Here is a 22182-nt window from a genome sequence, read left to right as displayed (position 1 = left end):
TCGACACCGCTCACATTGATAGGATCGCCTGGTGACCGAGCCTGCGGCAGACCGCGATCCGGCCCAGCACCTGATGCTGTGGGCGGACATCCGACGGCAGCCGGACGGCACCCAGCGGCACACACCGATCCCGTTGGACGCCGCCGCGGCCCAGTTCGCCGCGATGATCGAGGCGGGCCGCACGGCCGAGTTGCGTCTCGATCCGGAGGACCCGGACGACGCGGTCGCGTTCTCCCGCAACCGCGGGCGGGTGATCGCCACCCTGCTGGCCGAGCTGTCCCTGCGGCTCGCGCCCGGCCAGGGCGCCGGCGCCGTCCGGAGCGACGGCTCGATGAGCGAGTTGGCCGCGGCCATCGCCCGCCACCTGCGCGGCGGCACCGGATACTGAGCTGAGGAGCCGCTGTGACACCGCCCGACCTCACCCTGCCGCAGCCCGAGCTGGACCCGGCCCGGCACTGGCTGGCCTACGCCGCCGCCGAGCGGGATCCGGACCGGTTCCGGCCGATCCCGCTGGACGAGGCCGCCGCCCGCCTCCGGCCGGCCGCCGCTGGCACCGCGATCGACAACCGGCCCGCCCTCGGCGACCGGGACCTCGTGGTGATCTCCGCCGAGCGCGCGGCGGCGATCGCCGACCTGCTGGACGAGCTGGCGCTGCGCCTCACGCCGGGCATCGAGGTCCGCCCGGTCCATTCGGACGGCTCGCTCAGCCGGCTCGCCAAGGAGCTCGCCGACGACATGCTGCGCCGCGCCGCCTGAGCGGTCCGCGGCCCGGCGGTCAGAGGTCGACGCGCTCGCCGGTCTCCGGATCGAGGCCCATGATCTCGCGGGCCCGGATCGTGTACTCCTGGTCGGCCTCCGGAGATGCCTCGACGTCGACGTAGTGCACGCTGTAATCCGAGTCGCCGGGGTGGCGCTCGGGGCGGAACGGCGTGTCGGCGGCGTGTTTCGCCGCCCACTCGGCGTGCCAGGCGCTCAGCGCCCGCAGCCGCTCCTCCCGGGTCGGCGGCGGCGCCTGACCCGGCACGTTCGCCTCCCGCACCCGCCCGGCCCGGGTGCCGGTCGCGGCCGTCTCGAGCAACGCCCGAGCCCGCTCGAGCACGCCGGGCTCCACCTCGGCCGGGAACCGGAAGGCGCGCGCCCGGACGTGGTAGAAGAACTCGTCCTCCGGCGGGTCGCCCGAGATCAGCACCTGCTGCGCGATCGACGCGGGCCACACCCACATTCCGTCCGTACGGAAATCGCCCTCGCCCGTGGCCTCGACCGACGGCGCACCGGTGAGAAAGGCCGCGGTCTCGGCCCGGGCCTCGGTGTCGAGCCGCGGATAGGCGGAACCGGTCCCCGGCACGGCCAGCCGCAGCGGGAACTCACCCGCCCGCTGGCGCTCCAGAGCCCGCCGCACCGCCCGGACCCGCAGCCGCGCCGCCTTCACCAGGACACCCGGCAGCACCGGGCCGAGCGGCTCCAGGGTGCCGGGCAGCTCGCCCCGCTCGGTGCGGACCAGCATGTCGGACGGGTGCCACTCCGCGTCCGGCCCGAGGAGCTCGTCGACGGCATGCCCGTCGGCGGTCACCCGGCGCAGGACCCAGGACGGATCGACGACCTCGTCCCCGGCCCGCAGCCGCCCGAAGTAGACCGCGTCGACACCGGGCGAGAGCTCCATGACGCAGAGCCTACCGGCCGCCCGCGGCGCCCGGACCGCGCGCCCGGGCCGAGTCGATCAGCCCCGGTCGATGAGTTCGGCACGCCGGGCGGCCAGGTCGTCCCGGCGGAAGCGCTCCGGGGAACGCCGCCGGAAATCCCGGCCCGCCACGCTCCAGAACGCCTCCTCGGACAACCGGGCGGCGCCGGGCGGCAGGAACTTGAGCGCCTCGTCGTAGCAGGCGACAGCGATCGCGCGGGACTCCCGGGCCTCCGACTCCGGAACGTCCTCCAGCCCCGAGGCGAGCGCGGTCATGTCGGCGATCGCGATCCACTGCCCCGCGTCGAACAGCCGGGAGCGATCCCCGTCCGCGCCGAACGTCACGGCCCGGCCCGGCGCCGGCGGGGTCGGGCGCTCGGGAAGCTCGAAAAGGAACTCACGATCGAGACCGCACTGCCGGCACGCACCGGAATACCGCCGGGCCGGCACGCCGCCCACGTCGGCCAGGGACTCGGCCCAGGCGATGTCCGAGCTCCCACATCGGGAGCACCCGTGCAGGTCCATGTAGAGATGGGCTTCGTCGCGGGTCCTGGCAACCGGTAGCACGCAGCGATGATATGCCGGACTAGTACGAGTCGACGCCGGCCACCGCGGCCCGGGCGGCCCGGACCATCGCCCAGATCCCGCCGGCCGGCGGGACCGCGTCGCTCGGGACCTGCCACACCTGGTCGTTCCAGAGCGGGCCGCGCCACACGTCGTCGGAGATGCCGTCCGCGGCCAGCCAGCCCTGGTAGGCGGAGAGGGCCATCGCGATCCGCAGGTCCCGCTGCGGCACGTCCCCCGCCCAGCGGCTCTCGATCGCACCGATCAGCTGGCGGAACGCGGCCAGTCCGGCCAGCGGGTCGTCCAACGGCAACCCGGTCTCCGGGTCCTGACCGGCGGCCGCGCGCAGCGTCCCGGTCAGCTCGGCCCGCTGCTCCGCGGTCGGCGACCGCCGGTTCCCACCGGACGCGCCGCCTTCCACCCAGTCCTCGTCGTCGATGTGATGGTGGGCCGCCCACTCCTGCCGCATCCGGTTCTCGGTGGCCACCCGGGCGGCCCGCGCGCCACTCATCCGCGCCGGCGCCTCGTCCCGCATCGCCCGCAGCCGCCGCTCGTAGCCCATCCGCAGGTCGGCCAGCCGGTCGACCTGGAAGGCGTAGGGCTCGCGGTCGTACCACGCCCGGCCGGCCGCGTTCCAGAACGCCGTCGGCGGGACGCCGTCCGCGTCCTCCGGCACGAATTTCTCGACCTCGCCGACGGCGGCCACGGCCGCCATCAACCAGGCGCGCGAGGCAGCCCGATCCGCTTCCGGCAGGCGGTCCGCATCCGGGGGTACGGCGGCGGCGTAGCGCTGTGCCGCCCACAGCCACTGCGCCGGGTCCAGCAGTTCCGACGTCCGGCCGCCGAGTCCGTAGACCACCTCGTCCAGGGTCGACACGTCCTGGGAGATCTCCGGGATCCGGAAGACGTGCTCCCGCTCCCGTTGACAGCCCACGCACCGGCCGACGTACCGGCGACCGGGTGTGCCGTCCTCGAGCCGCACCGGCTCACCCCGCGCCTCCAGACCGAGATGCCCGCACTCGCACGGGATCAGATCGAGGTACAGCCGCGCCTCTCGCCGGGTCCGCGCGAAGGGAGCCGAATCCGTCATGACTGCGGCGTGAATCTGCGCTGGGAGACCACGGCGAGGCCGGTCGCCGCGGTCGCGCGCTCGATGTCGCTGTCGATCGCCGCCAGCTCGGACTCCGCGAGCCCGGCCCGATAGTCCAGGGTGATGCTCCACAGCTCGGCGCTGTTGCGCCAGAACGTCAACTCGCCGGCGCCGTCCGCGAGCACCCGGTCGCCGAACTCCGCGGCCCGCACGCGCGCCAGGTCCCCCCGGGGCGACAGCCGCAGCACGGACCGGACGGTGTCCAGACCGCTCTGGTCGAGAACACCGCGGAGCTCCACCACCAGACGGCCGTCGGTCCGGGTGAACGCCGGAGCCGCCGGCGCCGCCGGCGCGCGCTTGGCCCGCAGCTTCCGCTCGAACTCCGCGTCCGCCTCGGCGAGGAAGGCCGCGTCCAGCGATCCGATCGGGGTGGCCGACAGGTAGTCCACCGGTTTCCGGCGCGGGACACCGACCAGGTCGACCTCGATCATCCCGGCGTCGTTGAAGGTGAACCCGCCGCCCCGCTCGTACATCAGCAACAGCGGCTCGAACGGATCCGGCCACGGGAGCTCACGATCCGCCGCCAGCCGCGCCCAGTGCAGCGCCGCGACACACGTGTCCGGGATCGGGGTGAACTGCCCGGCGTCCCGCACCACCCGGGCGACCTCCGCTACCAGCACCGGATCGGCGCGCACCGCCGGCGTGACGACCGCCGCGAGATCGGCGAACGGCCACCCCGCGGGCTGCTCGTCACCGACCACGAGGGCGGCCCGGCGCAGGTACTCCCGCATCAGCAGCACCCGGGAGTAGATGTGATCCATCGACTGCGTCCAGGAGATCGACCGGATCCGCTCAGCCCGGGCCCGGACGTCCTCAGTTGCCTTCATCGCGCCACGCCTCGATCTCCGGTCGCCATGCTTCCGCTATCTCGCCGACCAAGTCGTCGATGTTGGAGAAGTCCTCGGCCAGGACGGTCGCCGGCTCCTCCCGACCCCAACTCTTCCAGTGGGCGAAGAGCGGGCGTCCGGTCCCCGCCAGCGGACTGAGATCGTGAGCAGCCGGCCGCTCGGCCAGGTAGCCGAAATAATATCCGTCGTCCCAGGCCGCGGGGTCGCGAGAGGTGTACGGCAGGCCCATCTCCATCAGCCGGCTCTCGACGTACTCGTGCGCGATGACCCGGCGGAGATTCGCGATGCCGTCCGGGCTGATGTCGCCGCGGATCGCCGCGCTCACCTGCTCGGCCGTCGACGCGTACGGCGTGAAGTACCCGTGGCCGACCTCGTCCGGGCCGAACTCCACGTCGTGCTCGGTGGCGAAAAGGTGCTGCCGGGCCGCCTCGACCACCCGTGGGTCCACATTGATGCTCTCGGCGATCCGGGGAACCGCCTCGCCGCTCTCCCGCATGCGCAGATAGAGCTCGGCGGCCTCCGGCGTCTCCGGGTCCCGGACGAAGCCGTGCGATCCGGTGGGCCGGCCCGGAGCGTCGCCCGGGGCATCCGGGTACGCCGACAGGTGATGCTGCTCGCCGATCGGCGCCCGCTCCGGGTCGACCAGACTCCAGGCGGCGTCCTGCCCGGTCTCCTCGCCGAGGCTCCGCACCCAGGCGTGCACGTTCGGGAACTCGTGCTTGACCAGCTGCGGGTTGATCTCGCCGTGCTCGTTCATGAACGGTCCGGCGTACCGGTCCGGGTTCCAGGCGGCACGGGCCCGATCGAGCATGTGGTCCGAGGTCACCACGACGTCGTGACCGCCCAGCAGCCGGTGCGCCTGGAAACCGGCGCTGCGGGGAGCCACCCCGTCGGCCCGCAGCGCGTCGCGCAGGCCCTGCGCCAGGTGCAGGGACGACAACTCACCGGGTTCGGGCGGGTGGATCGGCTCCGGAGCGACTCCGGCCTCGCCGCGGGCGTGCTGGACGGTCCCGTCGGTGATCGGTTTGACGCCGTTCCAGTCCTGCCCGAGCATCGTCTCCTTGCCCAGCCAGATCGCGTCCGGACCGTGCTGGTCCCGGGCGCCGGCCATGGCGATGTCGTGCGGCGTCGGATATCCCTCGGTGCCGAAGGCGTGCGCGGCGGCCCGGTTCAGGATCGCCTGACCGGCGTCGCGCTCGTGTCGCATGGCGTCCGCGATCTCGTGCGGGCCGCGACCCCCGAAACGAGCGCCCAGCGCACCGAGGTCGGCGGTGCCGTCGCCGATCTGCCGCAGCCCCTCGTCGATCCTCCGGACGCCGCGTTGCAGCTCGTGGAGGATCGGCTCGGCGCTACGTCCCTCGTTGTTGGGTGCCCAGTCGAAGCCGGCCCGGGCCCAGACGTAGGCGCCCCGGTTGACCGCGCGCACCTCGATGTGGCTGACGCCCGACTCGCGGTACCAGCCCTCCATGTAGCGGTTGAACTCGGACGCGAAACCGCGGCCCTGCATCTCGGCGTTGAGTTTCAGCGAGGCGTGCCGGACCACCAGCCGGCCGTCGCTGTCCCGGATGAACTGCCGGGTCGCGGTGCCGACCGAGGTGCCGTCCGCGTCATGCACGCGCAGCCGGACGACCACCTCGTTGCGGTACGCGCTGATCGGCGTGCCCCAGTCGTCGAACTTCACCCGCAGGCCGGCGAACTCGCGGCCCTCGATGTGCCGGGCGACCTCGTCCCGGATGGCGCCCTCCCACCGGCCGGCCTCCGCGTCGGTCTCGGGGATGAGCTCGTCGAACGACGGGCGGCGGCCCTCCTGCTCCCAGCGACGCTCGTTCCAGTGCGTGTCCCGGCCGGGGTCGTGCTCCGGGGCCGGTCCGAAGTCGTGTCCGGCCTCCGCCGGCCGCGGACCGGTCTCGGCGGCCTGGTGAGCCGGGTCGGCGGGCCGGTCGGTGACGTGCCCGGCCGCGGGAGATCGGTCCGGCGGGGTGAGGTCGCGCGCGCCGTGGTCCGGCGCCGGATCATGGTGACGGCCGAGGACCCCGGTCCGGGACAGCAGCTCCGCCTGCCGATGCACGAACACCGGGTCGACCGGATGGCCCAGCGACCGCAGGTCCCGCTCCACCCCGACGATCTCGTGCCGCAGCCGGGACTGCTCCTCCGGCCGCATCACCGCCCGGTCGAACTGGCGCTGCAGATGCACCCGCTCGTTGAGTCGCGCCGCCACGTGCGGATCCACGGCCGGCCGGGCCGGTGCCTCCGCGTCGCCGCCGCCGAAGATCCGGCCGAGCGCCGCGATCGCCCGGCGCACGATGCCGTGCGGCTCCGGCCGGGTCTCGGCGTGCTGCATCGCCAGCGTCTCGGTGATCTCGTGCACCCAGACCCGGCTCAGCTGATCGCCGGCCACCCGGTCGTTGACCCGGACGATGTGCGGGTCCTCGGCGGTGCCGGCCCGTACCGTCGTCTCGGCGAGATCGCGCATCCCGGACCCGATCTCGGCCCGGAAATGCCGCACCTCACCGCCGTCGCCCAGGGTGACGTGCATCAGGTGGCCGTCGGTGGCCACGAACGACACGCCGTCGCCGGCGAAGTCCTGCGGCAGCACGTCGTGAGCCGCGGTGTGCAGCTCGCCCAGGGTCAGGTCGGGCACGCCCTCGGGTCGCCCGTCCGGCACGAAACCGGTGCGGTCGATCGGGCTCGCGTTGTGCCGTGGCCCGTCCGGCCCGTCCGAGGGCGGATGCGGTGGGTCCGGCCTGGCGACGGGCGGGTCCTGCGGCCGTACCGGAAGGGTGGTGCCCTCGGCAGCCACCCGGACCGGCGCCGCGGCCTCGTCCACCGCGGACCTGGCGATCTCGGGGCCGTGCAGTGTGCGGCCCACCGGGGCCTCCGGGGCGGCCTCGCCGCGCAGGATCCGCAGCACACCACGGGCGGCGCTGCCGACCTCGTAGCGCTCGTGCAGGTGATCGCGCAGCTCCGCGGCCCGCTCGTGCTGGTGATCGATGTCGCCGAGCACCGTGCGCACGTGCTCCATCCAGGCGTCCCGGCGAGCCGCGTCGACCCCGCGCAGGACCTTGCCGACCTGCTCGGGGGCGATCCGGTCGGCGTCGCCGACCTCGGCGTGGACCGCGTCGAGCAGCGACTGGACGGTGTTGTGGTCGCGGACCGTGGCGATGCCGCCCAGATCGGTGGGAACGTACCGGGAATCGCCGAAGAACATGCCGGCGCCGGTGCCCTCGCCCGCGATGACCGGGATCCCGGCCCGCGCCGCCTCGCTGGCCACCAGGCCGAAACCGTCCTGGATGGACGGCATCAGCACCAGGTCCGAGTTGTGCAGGTCGTTGAGCAGCTCGGCCCGGCCCTCGGGCGTGCCGGACTTGACGAACGGCCGCACCTCGACCGGGTGCCCGGCGATCCGGGACAGGCGGTCGGTCATGCCGGCCAGCTCGTTCGGCTTGGCGCCGCGCACCACGAGCCGTACGTCGTGGCCCTCCGCCCGCAGGTCGTGGACCACCCCGGCGGCGAAGTCGACCCCCTTGATCGGATCGCCGGCCCGGCCCTGCACGTAGAGCGTGTATCCGTCCCGGTCGCCGCGGACCGGCGGATCGCCCGGCACGCGGGGCATGTCGGAGATGATGGTGTGCGCCGGTGGGTGGCCGGGCTGACCGGAACCGGCCAGCCGCGCCGCCTCGTCGCCGAGCAGCGGGCCGATGCCGGTGACCAGGTCGGCGCCGGCCATCAGGGCCCGCTCGGTGTCGGCGTGCCCCCGGCCCTCGGCCGGGTTGCCGCGGACCGCGTCCAGCACCTCGGGCGAGGTGTGCAGCACGTGGACGTACTTGGCATCCGGGTAGACGTGCTGCTGCAGGATCCGGGCCGCGCCGCCACCGAACCGGGAGTTGCCGACCAGCACGTCGACATCCGGCGGCAGGTTCTCCAGCAGCATCGACATGGCGCGGGTGTCCGGGCCGCCCTTGTGGTCGGTGACGCCCCAGACCTCGGTGACACCCCGGACATGGATGCCCTCCGGGGTCTCCGTCCGGGTCAGCGCGAAGTCACCCTCGTCAACCCGGGTGACCCGGCCGTAGACGTCCGCGCCGGCCGCGGCGAAGCTCTCGCTCAGCTCGCGATTCGCGGTGATCACGCCGCCGGCCGTCGAGTTGTACTCGGTGCAGACCGTCATCACCGTGGTGGTGCCCTCGGCCCGCGGCGCCCCGTCGTTGTTGCGCAGCACCACCTCGCGCGGGTCCAGGGTGCGGTTCCAGGTGGCGTCGTCGACCCGGGCCACCCGATCGCCCAGGCCGCTGATCGCGTCGTGCACCGAGTGCGCCGCGGTCGTCGGGTTGTACCGCTCGATCAGGTCAAGGCGCAGACTCGCGGCCCGGTCGCGGGCGGCGGGAAGATCATCGATCGTACGGCGGAGCTGGTCGGTGAAGCCGCCCCGATCGCCGGACGCGACCGATCCGTCGCCGAGCCCGTCGCTGACCCGCAGCGAATCCGAGAGCAGGCGTCCGGCGCCGCTCTCGGCGGCCACCACGACCGGCACACCGTGCCCGGCCGCCGAGGTCACCGCGGAGTCGAGCACCTCGGTGCCGCGCGGATCGATGAGCACGTCGGCGCCGTGCCAGAGCTCCCGGCGGCCGGCCGGGTCGTCCGGCAGCCGCACGATCTCCACCTCGGCGCCGGCCCGGTCGGAGAGCGCCATCCGGTGCCAGCCCGCCTCGGTCTCGCCGGCGTCCCGCATCGCGATCCGCAGGCGGGCGTCGACGCCCTGGTCCCGCAGCTCCCGGACGGCGTCGGCGGCCTGGGCGTGCGCGGCGAAGTCGTCGTTGGCGACCAGGACCCGGTAGCCGCCCGAGCCCGGGTCGCGAACCGGCGGCGGCGGCCCGCCATCGATCGGCGGGGTCACCTCGTGCACCGGCGGGATCGGCTCCCGGCCGTGCGCCTCCAGCGCCGTCCGCAGGCCGTGCGCGACCTCCGGCCCCATCGCGATCACGACGTCGGCCCTGGCGATCACGTCCAGGTGCGCCGGGTCGACCGGCACCGTGTCGAGGATCTGCACCACTCGCGCGTCCGGGAAAGCGTCCCGTCGCGCCTCCGCGACACCGGCCGTCTGTCCGTAACCGATCAGCACATCGGTGTCCGCGGGCAGGTGATCGGGCCGCAGCAGCGGGCTGATCCGCCCGGTGATGCCGGGGATCGGGTCGGCGGGGATGCCGCGAACGCCCGGGCTCAGCTCACCGCCCTCGATGCCGGGAATCCGCAGCCCGACGTGATCGCCGGAGGCGCCCAGTGCCGCCGCCAACTGGCGCAGTGTTCCGTGCTGCATCGGGCCGTCGGCGGTGTCGTCGAAGGCGAGCATGTGCAGCGGCTCGGTGTCCCGCGGCCGACCGGCGCCCGGGCCGGCATCGCCGATGATCTCCCGGCGGGTGGCCGCGCCGGGATCGTCCGGGGACAGGCCCAGGTGCCGGTCCAGCGCCTCGAGCTCACTTCGCGCGTACGCCGCGTGGTCCGGTTCCTCGGCGAGCTTCCGCAGGTAGTCGCGTTCCGCGAGACGGCCCGTGTCGTGCGGGCTGAGCTCGTGGTGGGGGCCGCCCTCGCCGGGGCGCAACACGTCGGGACCGGTCAGGTCGAGGCCGTCCCGGGCCCGCTGCTCGATCGCGCCGAGCTCGGCGACCTCGTGCGAGATGGCCCGGGGCACGGCGAGGTCGCTGGCCCGGTCCGAGATCTCGATCCGGTAGCCGCCCTCGGACGGTGGCAGCTGGCCGTCGGGCAGGGTCCGGCCGGCGGCGTCGACCGGCACCGAGCGGGCCACCGCCCCGTCCGGCAGGCTGTCGGCCGGCACCACGTCGACCGTGTACCGGGCGTCCAGCGGCATCCGCTCTTGCAGCGCGGGTTCGGCGAGAGCGCGCACGGCGCCGGGATCGGCGACGTCGCGGGCGTGACCGTGGAAGTCGCCGTCGGGCACCGCGGACGCGGTGATCGGATCCCGGAGAGTCTTGTGGCCGTACCAGTCACGGCTCTCGAGCAGCGCGTCCTTGCCCACCCAATGCGCGTCGACACCACGACGACCGTCCCAGCCCACCCTCAGCACTTCTTGTGCGCTCGGGTAGTCCCGTACCGGCCAGACCCGGTCCCTGATCATGTCGGCGCGACGGACCAACGCGTCGGCCTCGGCGCGCTGGGCCCGCATGTTGTCCGCGAGCTCCTCGCGGCCGGCGCCGCCGAACCGGTCGTGGAGCCGCTGGAGAGCCGCGTCGTCCAGGTGGTCCAGCCGGGACAGATTCCGGCCGATCTCCCTGGACTGGCCACGGAGCGCCTCGATCGCGCCGGCGCCGTCGTGCGGTTCCCAGGTGAAGCCGTCCCTGGCCCAGGCGTAGGCGCCCTTCTGCACGGCGTGCAGGGAGATCTTGATCCGGGGCGCGTCGGACTGCCGGTACCAGTCCTCCATGAAGCGGTTGAGTTCGGTGGCCAGGCCCTGGCCATGGACCTCGCCGTGCAGGAAGAGGGAGTCGTTGGTGACTTCCAGACCGCCGTCGGCGGCCCGCTCGAACGTCCAGGCCCCGTGGCCGACGGTGTCGCTGCCGTCCGGCGTCTTCACGGTGAACTTGACCGTCACCTTGTTCGGCTTCGTCCACACCGCGCCGCGATCGTGGTCGAAGTTGGGGTGCCGGGAGTCCATCAGCTCGATCCGCATGCGGCCGGCACCGAATCGCTGCCCGTCGAACTTCGCGGCGAACGCGTCACCGATCGCCGAGTTCCAGGCCGCCGCGTCCCCGGCGTCGTGCGGGATCATCTCGGTGACATCCGGGGTCGTCCCGGGCTCCCAGGGCGCGTGGTGACCATCCGCCGGGTACCCGGACGACGGGTCGCCGAGCCCGTCCGGGTCCTGCGCCGCCCGCCACTCCTCCCGCGCGTCCCGCAAGTCCTGGTCGGCCCGTTCGCGCAGGGCCGCTTCCTGTTCCCGGGCCGCCCGCTCCCGCTGCTGCTGTTCCGCCCACTCGCGTTCGCGAGCTTCCAGATCCCGGCGCTGCTGCTCGCGTTCGGCCTGCTCGCGCTCGTGAGCAGCCCGCTCCTGAGCCGCCCGCTCCTGAGCCGCCCGCTCCTGAGCCGCCCGCTCCTGGGCAGCCTGCTCGTGAGCGGCCTGCTCGTGAGCGGCCTGCTCGTGGGCGGCCTGCTCGTGGGGGCTCCGGGCCTGGTCAGCGCTCTCGGGATGCAGCGCACGCCAGATGTCGCCCTCGGCCGGCGGCCGCGGATCGGCGAACGGGCCCTCGTCGCCGGGCCGGCTCTCGTGTCCCCGGCCGGCCGTCTCGGGCTCGTTCCGCGACGGGTTGAAGGCTTCCTCGAACCGGTCGTGCAACGCACGCTGTTCGGCGGCGCTGTGCCCCTCGTCCGGCCGATGGCCCGGCTCGTCCCGCGGATTCAGCGCTTCGTCGAACCGGTTGCGCGGCGCTTCCGGATGCGCGGCCGCCTCGTCCGGCCGTGGCCCGAAGGCATCCTCGAGCCGCTGCTCCATGGCCCGCTGATGCTCATCGACGTAGCCCTCATCGGTGTCCTGCCGACCCTCGGAGCGCTCCCCCGGTCCCTGATCGTGATCCGATGCCGGCGCGTCCGGCCGCATCGGCTCATCCGGCGGCGGTCCGTCCGGATCCTGGTGATCCCGGATCGGCCCGTCCGGATGCTGCTCCGGCCGGCTCGGCGGGGTCTCCGGACGCCCTTCCGGCTCCCCGTGGACCGGCGGCCGCGGCTCCCCACGCAGCGGCGCCTCCGGGTGCGCTTCCGGAACCTTCGATCCGTGCCAGCCCGCCCCCAGCATGGCCCGCTTGCCGATCCAGGTCGCCTTCGGACCGGCCTGATCGGTGCGCCCGACCTGGCTGATCTCGTGCGGTGTCGGATAGCCCTCGCTCCGGTACGGCAGAGCCCGCGCCCGCTCGATGAGCGCGTTCGCCTCGGCCCGCTGCTGCCGCATGCCCTCGATCGCCGACGCGGCATCGGAATAGCCGTGCCGGCTGACGAGATGGTCGATGGTCTCCTGCTGCTCGTGCCGGGTCGCGTTGATCAGCGAGTCGATCTCCCGCCCGAGCGACCCGACCTCCCGCTCGAGCCGGCCGACCACGTCATTCGCCTGGTATTCCGCCGTGTGGTGCCAGTCGTAACCGGCGCGCGCCCACGCGTACCCACCGACCGACTTGCCGGCCTGGATGAGGATCCGGTCCACACCGGACTCGACGTACCAGCCCTCCATGTGGCCGTTGAACGCCTTGCTGAAGCCGTTGTTCTGGACGTCGCTGTGGAGGTCGAAGTTGAGGTGCTGGACCTCGAACCGTCCGGTCTCCGGGTCGACGCTGAACCGGCGGGTGATCTCACCGACCGTGTCGCCGGTGGCCGGGTCGACGACCGACATGTCGACCTCGAGCCAACGGCTTCCCGAGGTCGCCCGGTCGACGCGCACGTCCAGCCCGGCCAGGTCACGCCCGGCGAACTCCCGGGCGAACTCCCGCCGTACCCCTTCGTTGAACTCCGGGCTTCCCTCTGCCGTCTCGGAGAAGAATCTCCGCAGCGGCGTACGCGGCTCATCCGGCGGTCGCGGACCGTCCGGGTCGCGGGCGGGCGCCGCCGGCTCGTCGTCGTGCGGCCCGGCGGCCTCGTCGTGCCCGTCCCGCTCCCGGGCCGCCGCCTCGTCCGCCCGCGCCCGATCCTCAGCCTCAGCCCGCTCCCGAGCCTCCCGGTCCCGAGCTTCCTGGTGCTCCCGAGCCTCCCGGTCCCGAGCCTCCCGGTCCCGAGCCTCCTGCTGCTCCCGGGCCCGAGCGTCCCGATCCTGGGCCTCCCGGTGCTCCCGGTCCCGAGCCTCCTGCTGCTCCCGGGCCTCCCGATCGTGCTGTGCCTGATCCCGCGCGGCGTCCTCCCGGCCGCCCCGCTCCGGCGCCGGCCGCTGCGGATCCCGCTCCGGACGACCGGTCTCATGCCCGGCGTCCCGCGAGTACCCAGCGTCCCGCGAGTACCCAGCGTCCCGTGAGTGCCCGGCGTCCCGTGAGTGCCCGGCGCCGCGCGAACCGCCGGTCTCCGCGACCGGCTGCCGCACCTGTTCCATCGCCTGGTCAGCGAGGTGATCCACGGTCCGGGCGATCTCCCCGGGCGTCTTGGTCCGCGGCCCACCCGAATCCGGGTACTCGCTCAGGTGGTCGGCGGCCCACCGCCCGTACTGCTCCGGCCCGGTCCTGGACCGCAGGTCCGACGTGACCCGACTCGGGTTGAGGTCCGGGGTCGGCGGGTGCTCCGCCGGCGTGGACGGATGCCGGTTGACCACGTCGGCCGGATGCTCCGGGACGCTGTCGCCACGAAGGATCTCGACAACCCGCAACACGTCCGGCGCCGTCGGCTCGGAAGGCCGCGCCGGCTCCGAAGGCGCGGGCCCGTCGTGCGGCGGCACAGCGGAGTCATGGGCCGGGGCCGGGTCGTGCGGCGGCACAGCGGCGTCATGCGCCGGGACCGGGTCGTGCGGCGGCACAGCGGCGTCATGCGCCGGGACCGGGTCGTGCGGCGGCACAGCGGCGTCATGCGCCGGGACCGGGTCGTGCGGCGGCGCACCGGAGTCATGCGCCGGGACCGGGTCGTGCGGGGACAGACCCGGATCACGGGGGCCCTCCGGCGGCGTCCCGCGGTCCCCGGGCACCGGCTCCCCGCCGGGCTCCCCGGTCTTGGCCAGCGGACTCTCCGGCGCCACGCCGTCGTGCCCGGGCCCGTGGCCCGGCAGGTCCCGGGCCGGCGTCTCGCCCCGCAGGCCCGCCGCGATTCCGTCGACCTGCTCGCGGAGCGCCGGAATGTCCGGGAAATGCGCGTTGGCGAACTCGGCCTTGTTGCTGGACGGCTTGCCCTCGACCTGGAACTTGTATTCCATCGCGTAGTCGGACAGGCCGTTGATGTGGTCCTCGAGGATCGGCCGGTCGACACCGTTCTCGGCCAGCCGGATGACCTCCTGCAGGCGGACGTGGTACTCGACGATCGGCATCCGCGGACCGAGGATCCGGGGTTTGCCGCTCACCTTGCCGAACTCGCCCGGCGCGATCTCCTTCGCCGCGTTCGTGCCCCACGTCGGCCCGTCCGGGAAGCGGCCGCGGTCCTCCATCTGCCGCATGTGCCCGAGCTCGTGCTCGAAGTCGAGGAAGCGCATGTTCTCGATGACCCGCATGCGTTTGTCGACGCGGAGGAACTCGCGGCCCCGGGAGTCGTAGACGTGCCGGTACTCGGTCTCCGGGTACGGCCCGTCGGTCTCGTAGACCTCGAAGCCCAGGTCCTCCAGCTCGCGCATCAGCCGCGGGAACTCGGGATGCTCGCGGAACCGGACGGTGCCCTGCTGGATCGATTCCGGGCTCGGGTCGACACCCGTCTCGTGTCCGGTCGAGGCCATGTTGTCCTCGGCCGGGTGTTCCGGGGTGGGGTCGTGCGGCGGCCCGTCCGGAGGCGTGTCGTCGTGCGGCCGGGCGCCGTCCCCGGCGTCATGCCCGGGGCGGGCCGTCTCGTCGGGGCGTGCCGGATGCTCACCACCGGCCGCCTCGTCCCGGATCGCGGCCGGCTCGTCGTGCGGACGCGGCCCGTTCGCCTCGTGCCGCGGCCCGCTCTCACTCCACCGCCCGGCCGGCGCCGGATCCGCATCCCGCCGCTCCACCCCGGCCCGATCAGAAGCAGGCCGATCAGAAGCAGGCCGATCAGAAGCAGGCCGATCAGAAGCGGGCCGATCCGTGGTCGCCGCGTCGGTCAGTGACCGATCACCAGCCGGCCGCTCGGTGACCATCCGGTCCCCACCCGGCCGATGCGACGCCGAACCATCCACCGGCGCCCGATCGCCGGAAGCTCCCCGATCCGCCACCACATCACGATCAAGACCATTTTCCCGTACGTGGTCACGCCCGGAACCGGCCCGATCCCCGCCCGGATGATCCCCGGAGCCGTCATGCGCCCCCGAACGGTCCCCCGGAGCAGTTCGATCCCCAGAAGTCGCGTGCTCCCCCGGCCCCGCGTGCTCTCCCGTGGTGGAGCGATCAGCCGGAGCGCCATGGTCCACGGTGGACGTGTGTTCCGGCCGCGCGCCGGTCGGCGGCCCGCCGTCCGGTGGCGGGCGATCCCCGGCGTCGCGGGAGGCGGGCGTGTCCACGTCCGTACGGGAAACGGGATCGTCGCCCCGCGCGGACCGGTCGCTCGCGCCGTCCGCCGCAGGTCGATCGCTGCTCGCGTGATCCGGCGCAGCCGGTGTGTGATCGCCCGGCGGCGGCCCGTCGCCGCCGCCCACCGCGACCCGATGCCGCCCGGCCGCGTTGCCGTTGCCGGAATCGCCGGTCCGGGATCCGCCGTTGTCGGACTGGCGGCCACCGCCGTCGGAGCGGGCCGGGGTGTCGGTCCGGGTCGACGGCGCCTCGGTCCGCGGGCCCGCCGCCGTGGTCGTGCCGCCACCGGCGGACGCCACCGGCGCCGGCGCCGCGTGCTGCCCCTGCCCCGAGAACGCCTCGGAATCGTGGAAGCCGGCGCTCTCCAGGGAGCTGCCGCCCTTGCGGTCGGTGCTCCAGGAGAACTGGCCGTCGCTGGTCAGCGTCAGGCTCTGGTTGTGCGCCGAACGCCCGGAGGTGACGGTGAAGCTGCCCTCCTTGGCGCCGGGCAGGACGTGGACGTCCTCGCCGATCTTCAGGCCGCCGGTGCCGATGTGGGAGCTCTCCAGGTGGCTCTGGCCGCTGAAGATGACGCCGGCCTCGGCGCCCTGCACCGCGCCGTGCCCCACCTTGGTCCAGTCGACGCCGTCCTGACCGTGGGCGACCTGGTACAACTCGGTGCCGAGGGCCATGCCGCCGCCGGCCAGCGCCCCACCGGCCGCGTGCCCGACCGGGCCGCCGAACATGCCGGCGCCGAAGACCGCGCCCTGCAACGCGCTGTTGCCGATGTGGCCCAGGTCGTACTCGCTGCGGTTGCCGGAGAGTCCCTGCAGGGTCTGGCCGATCAGGTCGGTGCCACCCATGAACATGGCACCGAAGGCGGCCCGGGCGCCGACGTACTTGCCGAGCTCCTTGCCGACGCCCTTGGCCACCTGCTCGCCGGCGATCCGCTTGATCTCGGCCGCGGACATGTTCCCCACGGCCTTGGCCGCGCCCTTCTCGAGCGCTTTCTCCATGCCCTTGCGGCCCCAGTTGTTGAGCAGCTGGGTGCGGATCTCCTTGGAGAGCTCCTTCTGCAGCAACCGCCGGGTCTGCTTGGTCAGCGTCTTGTTGATCTCCTTGCGGGCCAGGCTGCGCAGCTCCTTGGCGGCCAGCTTCTCGGCGACCCCCTTGGAGATGCCCTTGGCGATCAGCTGACGCGGCGTGAGGTTCCGCAGCGCGTCCCAGGCCGCCTTGCGCAGGCCTTGCAGGCTGAACTTCTTGGCCGCCGCGCTGAACAGCTTGGGGAAGGCGCCCTTCACCGCACCGGTGATCTTCGGCAGGACCTTCGGGACGGAGCGGGCCAGCACGCCGGGCAGCTTCTTGAAGAGCTGTCCCATCGCCTTCAGCGCGACCCGGAGCGAGATCTCCCCGATCTTGCGGACCGCCTGCGCCGCCGCCTCGATGATGGCTTTCTTGCACGCCGCGAAGAGCGGGATCGCGCCGGCGAGCGAGGTGCCACCGGACGGGATGGCCGCGAGAATGAGCTGGAAGAGGCCGACCGCCAGCATGAACAGGTTGATCATGGCGATGAACTTCATGAGCTCGACCTCGAGGCCGAACTTCTGCACGCCGCCCTGCATCTGCCCGGCGCCCTCGGCGACCTGCCGGAGGCCGCTCACGTACTCGTACCACTGCTGGGCGAACTGCGCCGCCGACTCGTCGCCGGACCAGTTCTCCAGGATCCCGTTGGCCGCCCGGGCGATGTCCTCGTACGCCTCGTTCATCGTCTGAGCGAGCTCGCCCCACTGGTCGGCGAGGTCGTAGATGTGGTTGGCGTTCGACTTGGGGATCGGGCCGAGAATGATCTCGCCGACCTTGCTCCGGGCGCCCGGAATGTGCTCCTCGATACTGGAGAACCAGTCGAGGAGACTGGTCATCGCCTCGTGGTCGTCACCGTCGGACACGTCACGCTCCCGGGCCGGGCGGCCCGCTGTTCATCATCACTACTTGTGCCCGTGCTGACCCGCTTTGGTGATGTCAGCACCAGCTTGCTGGTCGGCGACATCATAAGTCGCCATCGCACTCGCAACGTAGTTGCCGATGTCGATCAGCTGCTTGCCGCAGAACTCGGCGGCCGCGCGCAGTGCGGCGTTGGTCGTCGAGCCGTGGCCGTTGACGTCCGTGGTGGGGCCGATGTAATCCGGGTGGAAACCCTCGACGAACTCGTCGCCGGCCGGGAAGACGTCGTGCGGCTCCTCGCGCTTCTCGATGTCGTGATTGTGGCGCTGCGCCGCCTTCTGCAGCGCCTCGCCCTTCTCCCGCAGTCCGTGCGCGATGTTGATGATCTCGGCCGGAGATGTCCGAATCTCCACGAACTCACCCATGGTCGTCCTCCGCCCGCTCCCGCACGTCCGCGTCATGACCGCCGACGTATTTCCGCACATTCCCGTCGCCCAGCGCCCGCAGGTCGCTCGGCAGGGCCTCGTCCATCACCTCGGCGCTCTTGCGGCCGGCGTCCTCGATCGCGACGCGCACGGTCTGCACGATGCTCGCCGACAGCGCCTTCGAGTTCGGCTGGCGCAGCACCCTGGGGTCGATCTCGAGCTCCAGGAGGTGACCACGGGGTCCGACGACGGCCTTGATCATGCGATCCGGCGACCAGGCGGTGCCGGTCACCGCGAGCATGCGCTTCTGCATGCCCGGCAGCTCTTCGGTGGCTTTGCGCAGGTCGGAGACCATCTCGCGAAGGGCACTCCAGTCGGGGCGTCCAGGTACGTCCGCCATCGGCCCTCACCTCTCTCGTCCTGCGGCAAACCCAGCCTGACATGATCGCGCACCGGCCGCCGGTGGTCACCGGCGGCCGGTGCGAATCACATCCCGGCCGCGATCTGCTGGTCGATCTGCTGCATCCGCTCGGCCGACGCGCCGAGCTTGACGCCCACCGACTGGAGCGCGGTCTTGATCTCCATGGCGCCCTGGTTCCACTTCTGCCGGGCCTCGTCGCAGGCCTGGCCGGCGGCGCCGGACCAGTCCTGGGCGAACAGGCTCGTGAACCCCTGGTACAGCTCGTTCAGCTGCTGGTCCATCTGGCCCTCGTAGGTGCCGATGGCCTGCGCGACATCGTTGATCTGACCGAAGTTGTAGGTAATGCTCATGGCTCGCCTCTTTCCCGATCTCGGTTACGCGTCAGCCGCGCAGGATGCCAATGACGGAACTGTCGCCGGTGGAGGCCGCGGCGGACCGGATCTCCTGTGCGGCGTCCTCGTCGTGCACGCCGTACTGCTTCGACGCGCTGCTCATCTTGCCGGCCAGCTCGTCCAGCGCATTGATGATCTTGGTCAGGCCGTCGTTCAGCTGAACGGAGACGTCCTGCAGGGCGGTGTTGGCGGTGCCCTGGAAACCGGCGCCGCCGAGGGACTGGATCCGGTCGAGCAGCTGGGCCATGCCCCGCGCCACGCTCTGACCGGTGTCCTCGCACCGCTGCGCCATCGAGTTCAGCTGTTCCTGGGTGGCATGTACCTGACCCATACCCGGAGTTCCTGACAAGGTGGTTCACCCCGATTCTCATTGTCGGCGCACTCTGGGGGCGACCCCGAGAGACATCCATGATGTCCCGAAGGTAACCACCATCTGCTCTTCGGGCCACCCCGTTCGGTACGCCATCGGCTCTATGCCATCACGTACACCGGCCGCGCGAAAACGGTTCGAACCTGTGCCGAGACGAGGGCGTACTCTATCTCGTCACCCGCTCAGTGCTCGGGCGAGATACCCTCCGAAGCAGCTGCGCGGCCGAACCGGGGGAGGCGTGATGGGCGGCAACGAACCGTATGTGAACCCATATCCGGGGGAGACCAACCCGTTTCCCACCGAGACCAAGACCAATGCGGATGCCCCGTGGCTCGACGGCGGGCCGCCCCTGAAGGTCAAGCCCAAGGGCTTGCGGGCGTACGCGAAGCACATGGTCGACCAGGAACTCGACATGGGAACCCGCCGGGGCCACCTCTCCCACCTGACCACCACGCCGAACGACGGCTGGACCGGCGATGTGCTCGGCGAGGCCGCCGCCGTGCGGTCGACGGTGACGAACAACGCTCTGGAGTTCTTCGCCTACCTGGAGAAGCTCGGCACGACGCTGCACAACGTCGGCATGGCGGCACAGACCGTGGCCGACTCGTACGAGGCGAACGACGCCATGTCGGCCGCGTCGATGAACAGCGTGCTCTTCGCCTTCGGCGAGAACGTGCCCCGGCCGGCCGGGCTGCCCCGGAACATCGGCCAGACCTATTGGGAGCAGCAGGCCAACGCCAAGGGCGAGCCGCTGGGCGCGGACAGCGGGCTGTGGGTCGACGGCGACACCAAGCAGATGGGTCCGTACCAGACGATCCAGACGTCGACCGGGCCCAACGGCGAGCGCCGCGAGGTGGTCACCACCAACATCCCGGGCGGCGGCACGACCGTCACCACCACGGTCTACAACGCCAAGAACAAGATCGTCACGCAGAGCTCGAACCGCACCACGGTCACCTACGACAGCCGGACCAACACGCAGGTCACCACGTCCTCGTCGTACGACGCGAAGGGCAAGCTGACCGGCAGCACCAAGGAAAGCACGACGTACACGGCGACCGGTGACGTGAGCAGCCGGGTCAACGACACGAACGACGACACGGGCGCGCTGACGAACCGGCGGACCACCACTGTGGACGCCAAGACCGAGACCACCACCGAGAAGTCCGAGAAGGTCGTCCTGAACGACAAGGACCACCCGAAGGCCGGCACCCATCTCGAGACGACCGACCTGGTCGCGACCGGCAAGCAGACGCAGGGCCAGGTCGGGGTCACCGAGACGATCGCCTCGGAGTACGACCCGTACACCAAAGAAGTGACCGGCTAGCCATGGCGAACTACTTCGACGCGGACATCAACCCGAACTACGGGTACAGCCAGTACAGCGGGTACACGCACTACAAGCAGTACAAGTCCTCCGACGTGCCGTTCACCTCGAAGCCGCACAAAGACAATCCGATGACCTTCGAAGAGGTCAAACGCAAGATCAACAACATGCACCCGGAGGACATCTCCACGCTGGCCGATCACTGGAACAACGCGATCGCCTTCATGGAGGACATCAAGTCCTTCGTCCTCGGCCGCAGCACCGAGCTGCAGAGCGAGTGGCAGTCGCCGAAGGCCGCGGCCGAGTTCCTGAAGCGGGGTCCCGGCGAGGCGCTGGGCTACCTCGATCTGTGGATCGAGGCCGCCCAGAAGAACCGGGACACCCTCCGGCATCTGGTGAACATCGCGAAGAGCGCCCGCGACGAGATGGTTCTCCTGGAGAACGAGTACCGGGAGAAGCTGGCCGACGCCAAGCACATCAGCGTCGGCGAGGGCATCGGCGCCTTCTTCACCCACGGCACCTGGATGCCCGAGACGATCCCGCAGGCCAACAAGGACGAGGCCCACGAGGACATCACCGACGTCACGGAAAAGTACAAGATCAAGGCCCAGGAGCTCGCGTTCAAGTACGGCGACCAGTTCTTCGACACGCTCGGGCCGCTCTCCGGCGGCATGGGGCCGCCGGTGCAGCCGATGAACGCGGTGGTGAACTTCCCGGGCAGCCCGCCGATCGTCACTCCGCCCGGCGGGGTCGCTCCCCCGGCGCCGGCGCCGCCGCCCGCGCTCTCGACGACGCCGCCGCCCCCGGTCCCGGTCAACGACGTCAAGAACCCGACCGAGCCGACGCTGAACAATCCGCCCGAGGCACAGGTCCCGCCACCGGGCGGGACGCCGGCACCGGTGCCCGGTCTCCCGAACCAGCCCGGCCTCCCGAACCAGCCCGGGCTTCCGCCGGGTGGTCCGGTGCTCCCGCCGGGCGTGCCCGGCCAGCTGCCGATCGCACCCGGGGCCCTGAAGCCGGGGCCGGCGTTGCCGCCCGGCCTGTCCCAGAAAGCTCCCGCCCTGCCCGGTGGGCTCCGACCCGGAGCAACCGCGCCGGGCGCACCGAGCCTCCCGCCGAACCCGGGCCAGCTCGGCCGCAGCGCGTTCGGCCGGAGCGGCGCCCAGCCGCCCGGCACGGGCCAGCCCCCCGGCCGCAGCGTCCGCCGCGGCACCACCAACCCCAACAGCGGCCGTACGCCGGGACTCCCCGGCCGGTCCGGTGAACGGCGACGCGGCGAGGACGGGAACCGACTGCCGGGCGCGCCCGGCGAGGGCGAGGAGACTTTCGGACGTCCCGGCACCGGGGCTCCGCCCGTACTCCGCAATCCCACCGGAAACCGCGACCGGAAGCGGCCCGGAAGCGCCGAAGAGCTGCGCCCGACCGCGAAAGCGGGCAGCGGTGACGCCTTCCGGCCGGAAGGCACCGCACCGCCGGTGCTGAACCGGCCGGCCACGCCGGCCACCCCCGCGCAGCCCGCCCGGCGCCGGGCCGAACCGAAGAAGGACCGGCACACGCCCGCCTGGGCCGACTACTTCGGCGCCGAGGAGGCTCGCGCCGAGGCCGGCACGGGCCTGCTGCAGGCGCCCGGCACGCCGCCCAGCGGCACCGCGGTGTCCGGGCTCGAGGAGGTGCCCCGGGCTCTGCGCAGCCAGGCCGCCACCCGTGCCGAGACGTCGAAGCACGGCCGGCCGGACACCGTCGCGCCCGAGCTCAGCAAGCGCCGGACCAGCAACACCCCGACTACGGTCGAGCACGACGACGAGGCGAGCACGATCGTCACCGACGAGCAGGCGTTCGAGGTGCAGACCCCGGGCGGCGGCGTGGTGACCAGCAGCCGCGACGAGCCGGTCTACGAGCCGGAGATCCGGCGTGTGCTCGGTGGTGGCCAGTGAGAGAGT

The 22182-nt window shown here is 72.5% G+C and carries 13 protein-coding genes; 4 read left to right on the top strand and 9 right to left on the bottom strand.

Going from position 1 to position 22182, the window contains the following annotated elements:
* Positions 1-31 precede the first annotated feature (31 nt).
* Positions 32-388, top strand: coding sequence for a hypothetical protein (locus L3i22_RS07690; protein WP_221326284.1), 357 nt, complete (start codon positions 32-34; stop codon positions 386-388).
* A 14-nt stretch (positions 389-402) separates the two neighbouring features.
* Positions 403-756 carry a hypothetical protein gene (locus L3i22_RS07685; RefSeq protein ID WP_221326283.1) on the top strand — a complete coding sequence of 118 codons (354 nt, stop codon included), beginning with the start codon at positions 403-405 and terminating at the stop codon, positions 754-756.
* Between the two features lie 19 nt (positions 757-775).
* Here L3i22_RS07685 and L3i22_RS07680 read toward each other — a convergent pair whose 3' ends face one another.
* The 9 genes from L3i22_RS07680 to L3i22_RS07640 all read right to left on the bottom strand — a co-directional run bounded on the left by L3i22_RS07680 (position 776) and on the right by L3i22_RS07640 (position 18876).
* Complete coding sequence (locus tag L3i22_RS07680) at positions 776-1660, bottom strand: hypothetical protein (RefSeq protein ID WP_221326282.1); 885 nt, start codon at positions 1658-1660, stop codon at positions 776-778.
* Between the two features lie 57 nt (positions 1661-1717).
* Positions 1718-2245: a hypothetical protein gene (locus tag L3i22_RS07675; RefSeq protein ID WP_221326281.1), complete on the bottom strand. Its 528-nt coding sequence runs from the start codon at positions 2243-2245 to the stop codon at positions 1718-1720.
* A 19-nt stretch (positions 2246-2264) separates the two neighbouring features.
* Positions 2265-3332, bottom strand: coding sequence for a hypothetical protein (locus L3i22_RS07670; protein ID WP_221326280.1), 1068 nt, complete (start codon positions 3330-3332; stop codon positions 2265-2267).
* The gene (locus L3i22_RS07665) at positions 3329-4219 is read right to left on the bottom strand and encodes a hypothetical protein (RefSeq protein WP_221326279.1); all 891 of its coding nucleotides are present in this window, start codon (positions 4217-4219) and stop codon (positions 3329-3331) included. The genes L3i22_RS07670 and L3i22_RS07665 overlap by 4 nt, the downstream gene beginning before the upstream one ends.
* Positions 4206-17312: a glycosyltransferase gene (locus L3i22_RS07660; protein ID WP_221326278.1), complete on the bottom strand. Its 13107-nt coding sequence runs from the start codon at positions 17310-17312 to the stop codon at positions 4206-4208. The genes L3i22_RS07665 and L3i22_RS07660 overlap by 14 nt, the downstream gene beginning before the upstream one ends.
* A 39-nt stretch (positions 17313-17351) precedes the next feature.
* Complete coding sequence (locus L3i22_RS07655) at positions 17352-17732, bottom strand: hypothetical protein (protein ID WP_221326277.1); 381 nt, start codon at positions 17730-17732, stop codon at positions 17352-17354.
* The gene (locus tag L3i22_RS07650) at positions 17725-18087 is read right to left on the bottom strand and encodes a YbaB/EbfC family nucleoid-associated protein (protein WP_255658029.1); all 363 of its coding nucleotides are present in this window, start codon (positions 18085-18087) and stop codon (positions 17725-17727) included. The genes L3i22_RS07655 and L3i22_RS07650 overlap by 8 nt, the downstream gene beginning before the upstream one ends.
* A 131-nt stretch (positions 18088-18218) precedes the next feature.
* The gene (locus L3i22_RS07645; RefSeq protein WP_221326275.1) at positions 18219-18503 is read right to left on the bottom strand and encodes a WXG100 family type VII secretion target; all 285 of its coding nucleotides are present in this window, start codon (positions 18501-18503) and stop codon (positions 18219-18221) included.
* A gap of 31 nt (positions 18504-18534) precedes the next feature.
* On the bottom strand, positions 18535-18876 hold the full coding sequence (locus L3i22_RS07640; RefSeq protein ID WP_221326274.1) for a WXG100 family type VII secretion target: 342 nt from the start codon (positions 18874-18876) through the stop codon (positions 18535-18537).
* A gap of 280 nt (positions 18877-19156) precedes the next feature.
* Between L3i22_RS07640 and L3i22_RS07635 the strand changes: the two genes are divergently transcribed.
* Both L3i22_RS07635 and L3i22_RS07630 read left to right on the top strand, forming a co-directional pair.
* The gene (locus L3i22_RS07635) at positions 19157-20242 is read left to right on the top strand and encodes a hypothetical protein (RefSeq protein ID WP_221326273.1); all 1086 of its coding nucleotides are present in this window, start codon (positions 19157-19159) and stop codon (positions 20240-20242) included.
* Between the two features lie 2 nt (positions 20243-20244).
* On the top strand, positions 20245-22176 hold the full coding sequence (locus L3i22_RS07630; protein WP_221326272.1) for a hypothetical protein: 1932 nt from the start codon (positions 20245-20247) through the stop codon (positions 22174-22176).
* The last annotated feature ends 6 nt before the right edge of the window (positions 22177-22182 follow it).

Origin of the sequence: Actinoplanes sp. L3-i22 (assembly GCF_019704555.1) — a bacterium.
Classification (GTDB): Bacteria; Actinomycetota; Actinomycetes; order Mycobacteriales; family Micromonosporaceae; genus Actinoplanes.
Note: the sequence above shows the minus strand (reverse complement) of the source record. Positions and strands in the feature narration are given on the sequence as shown.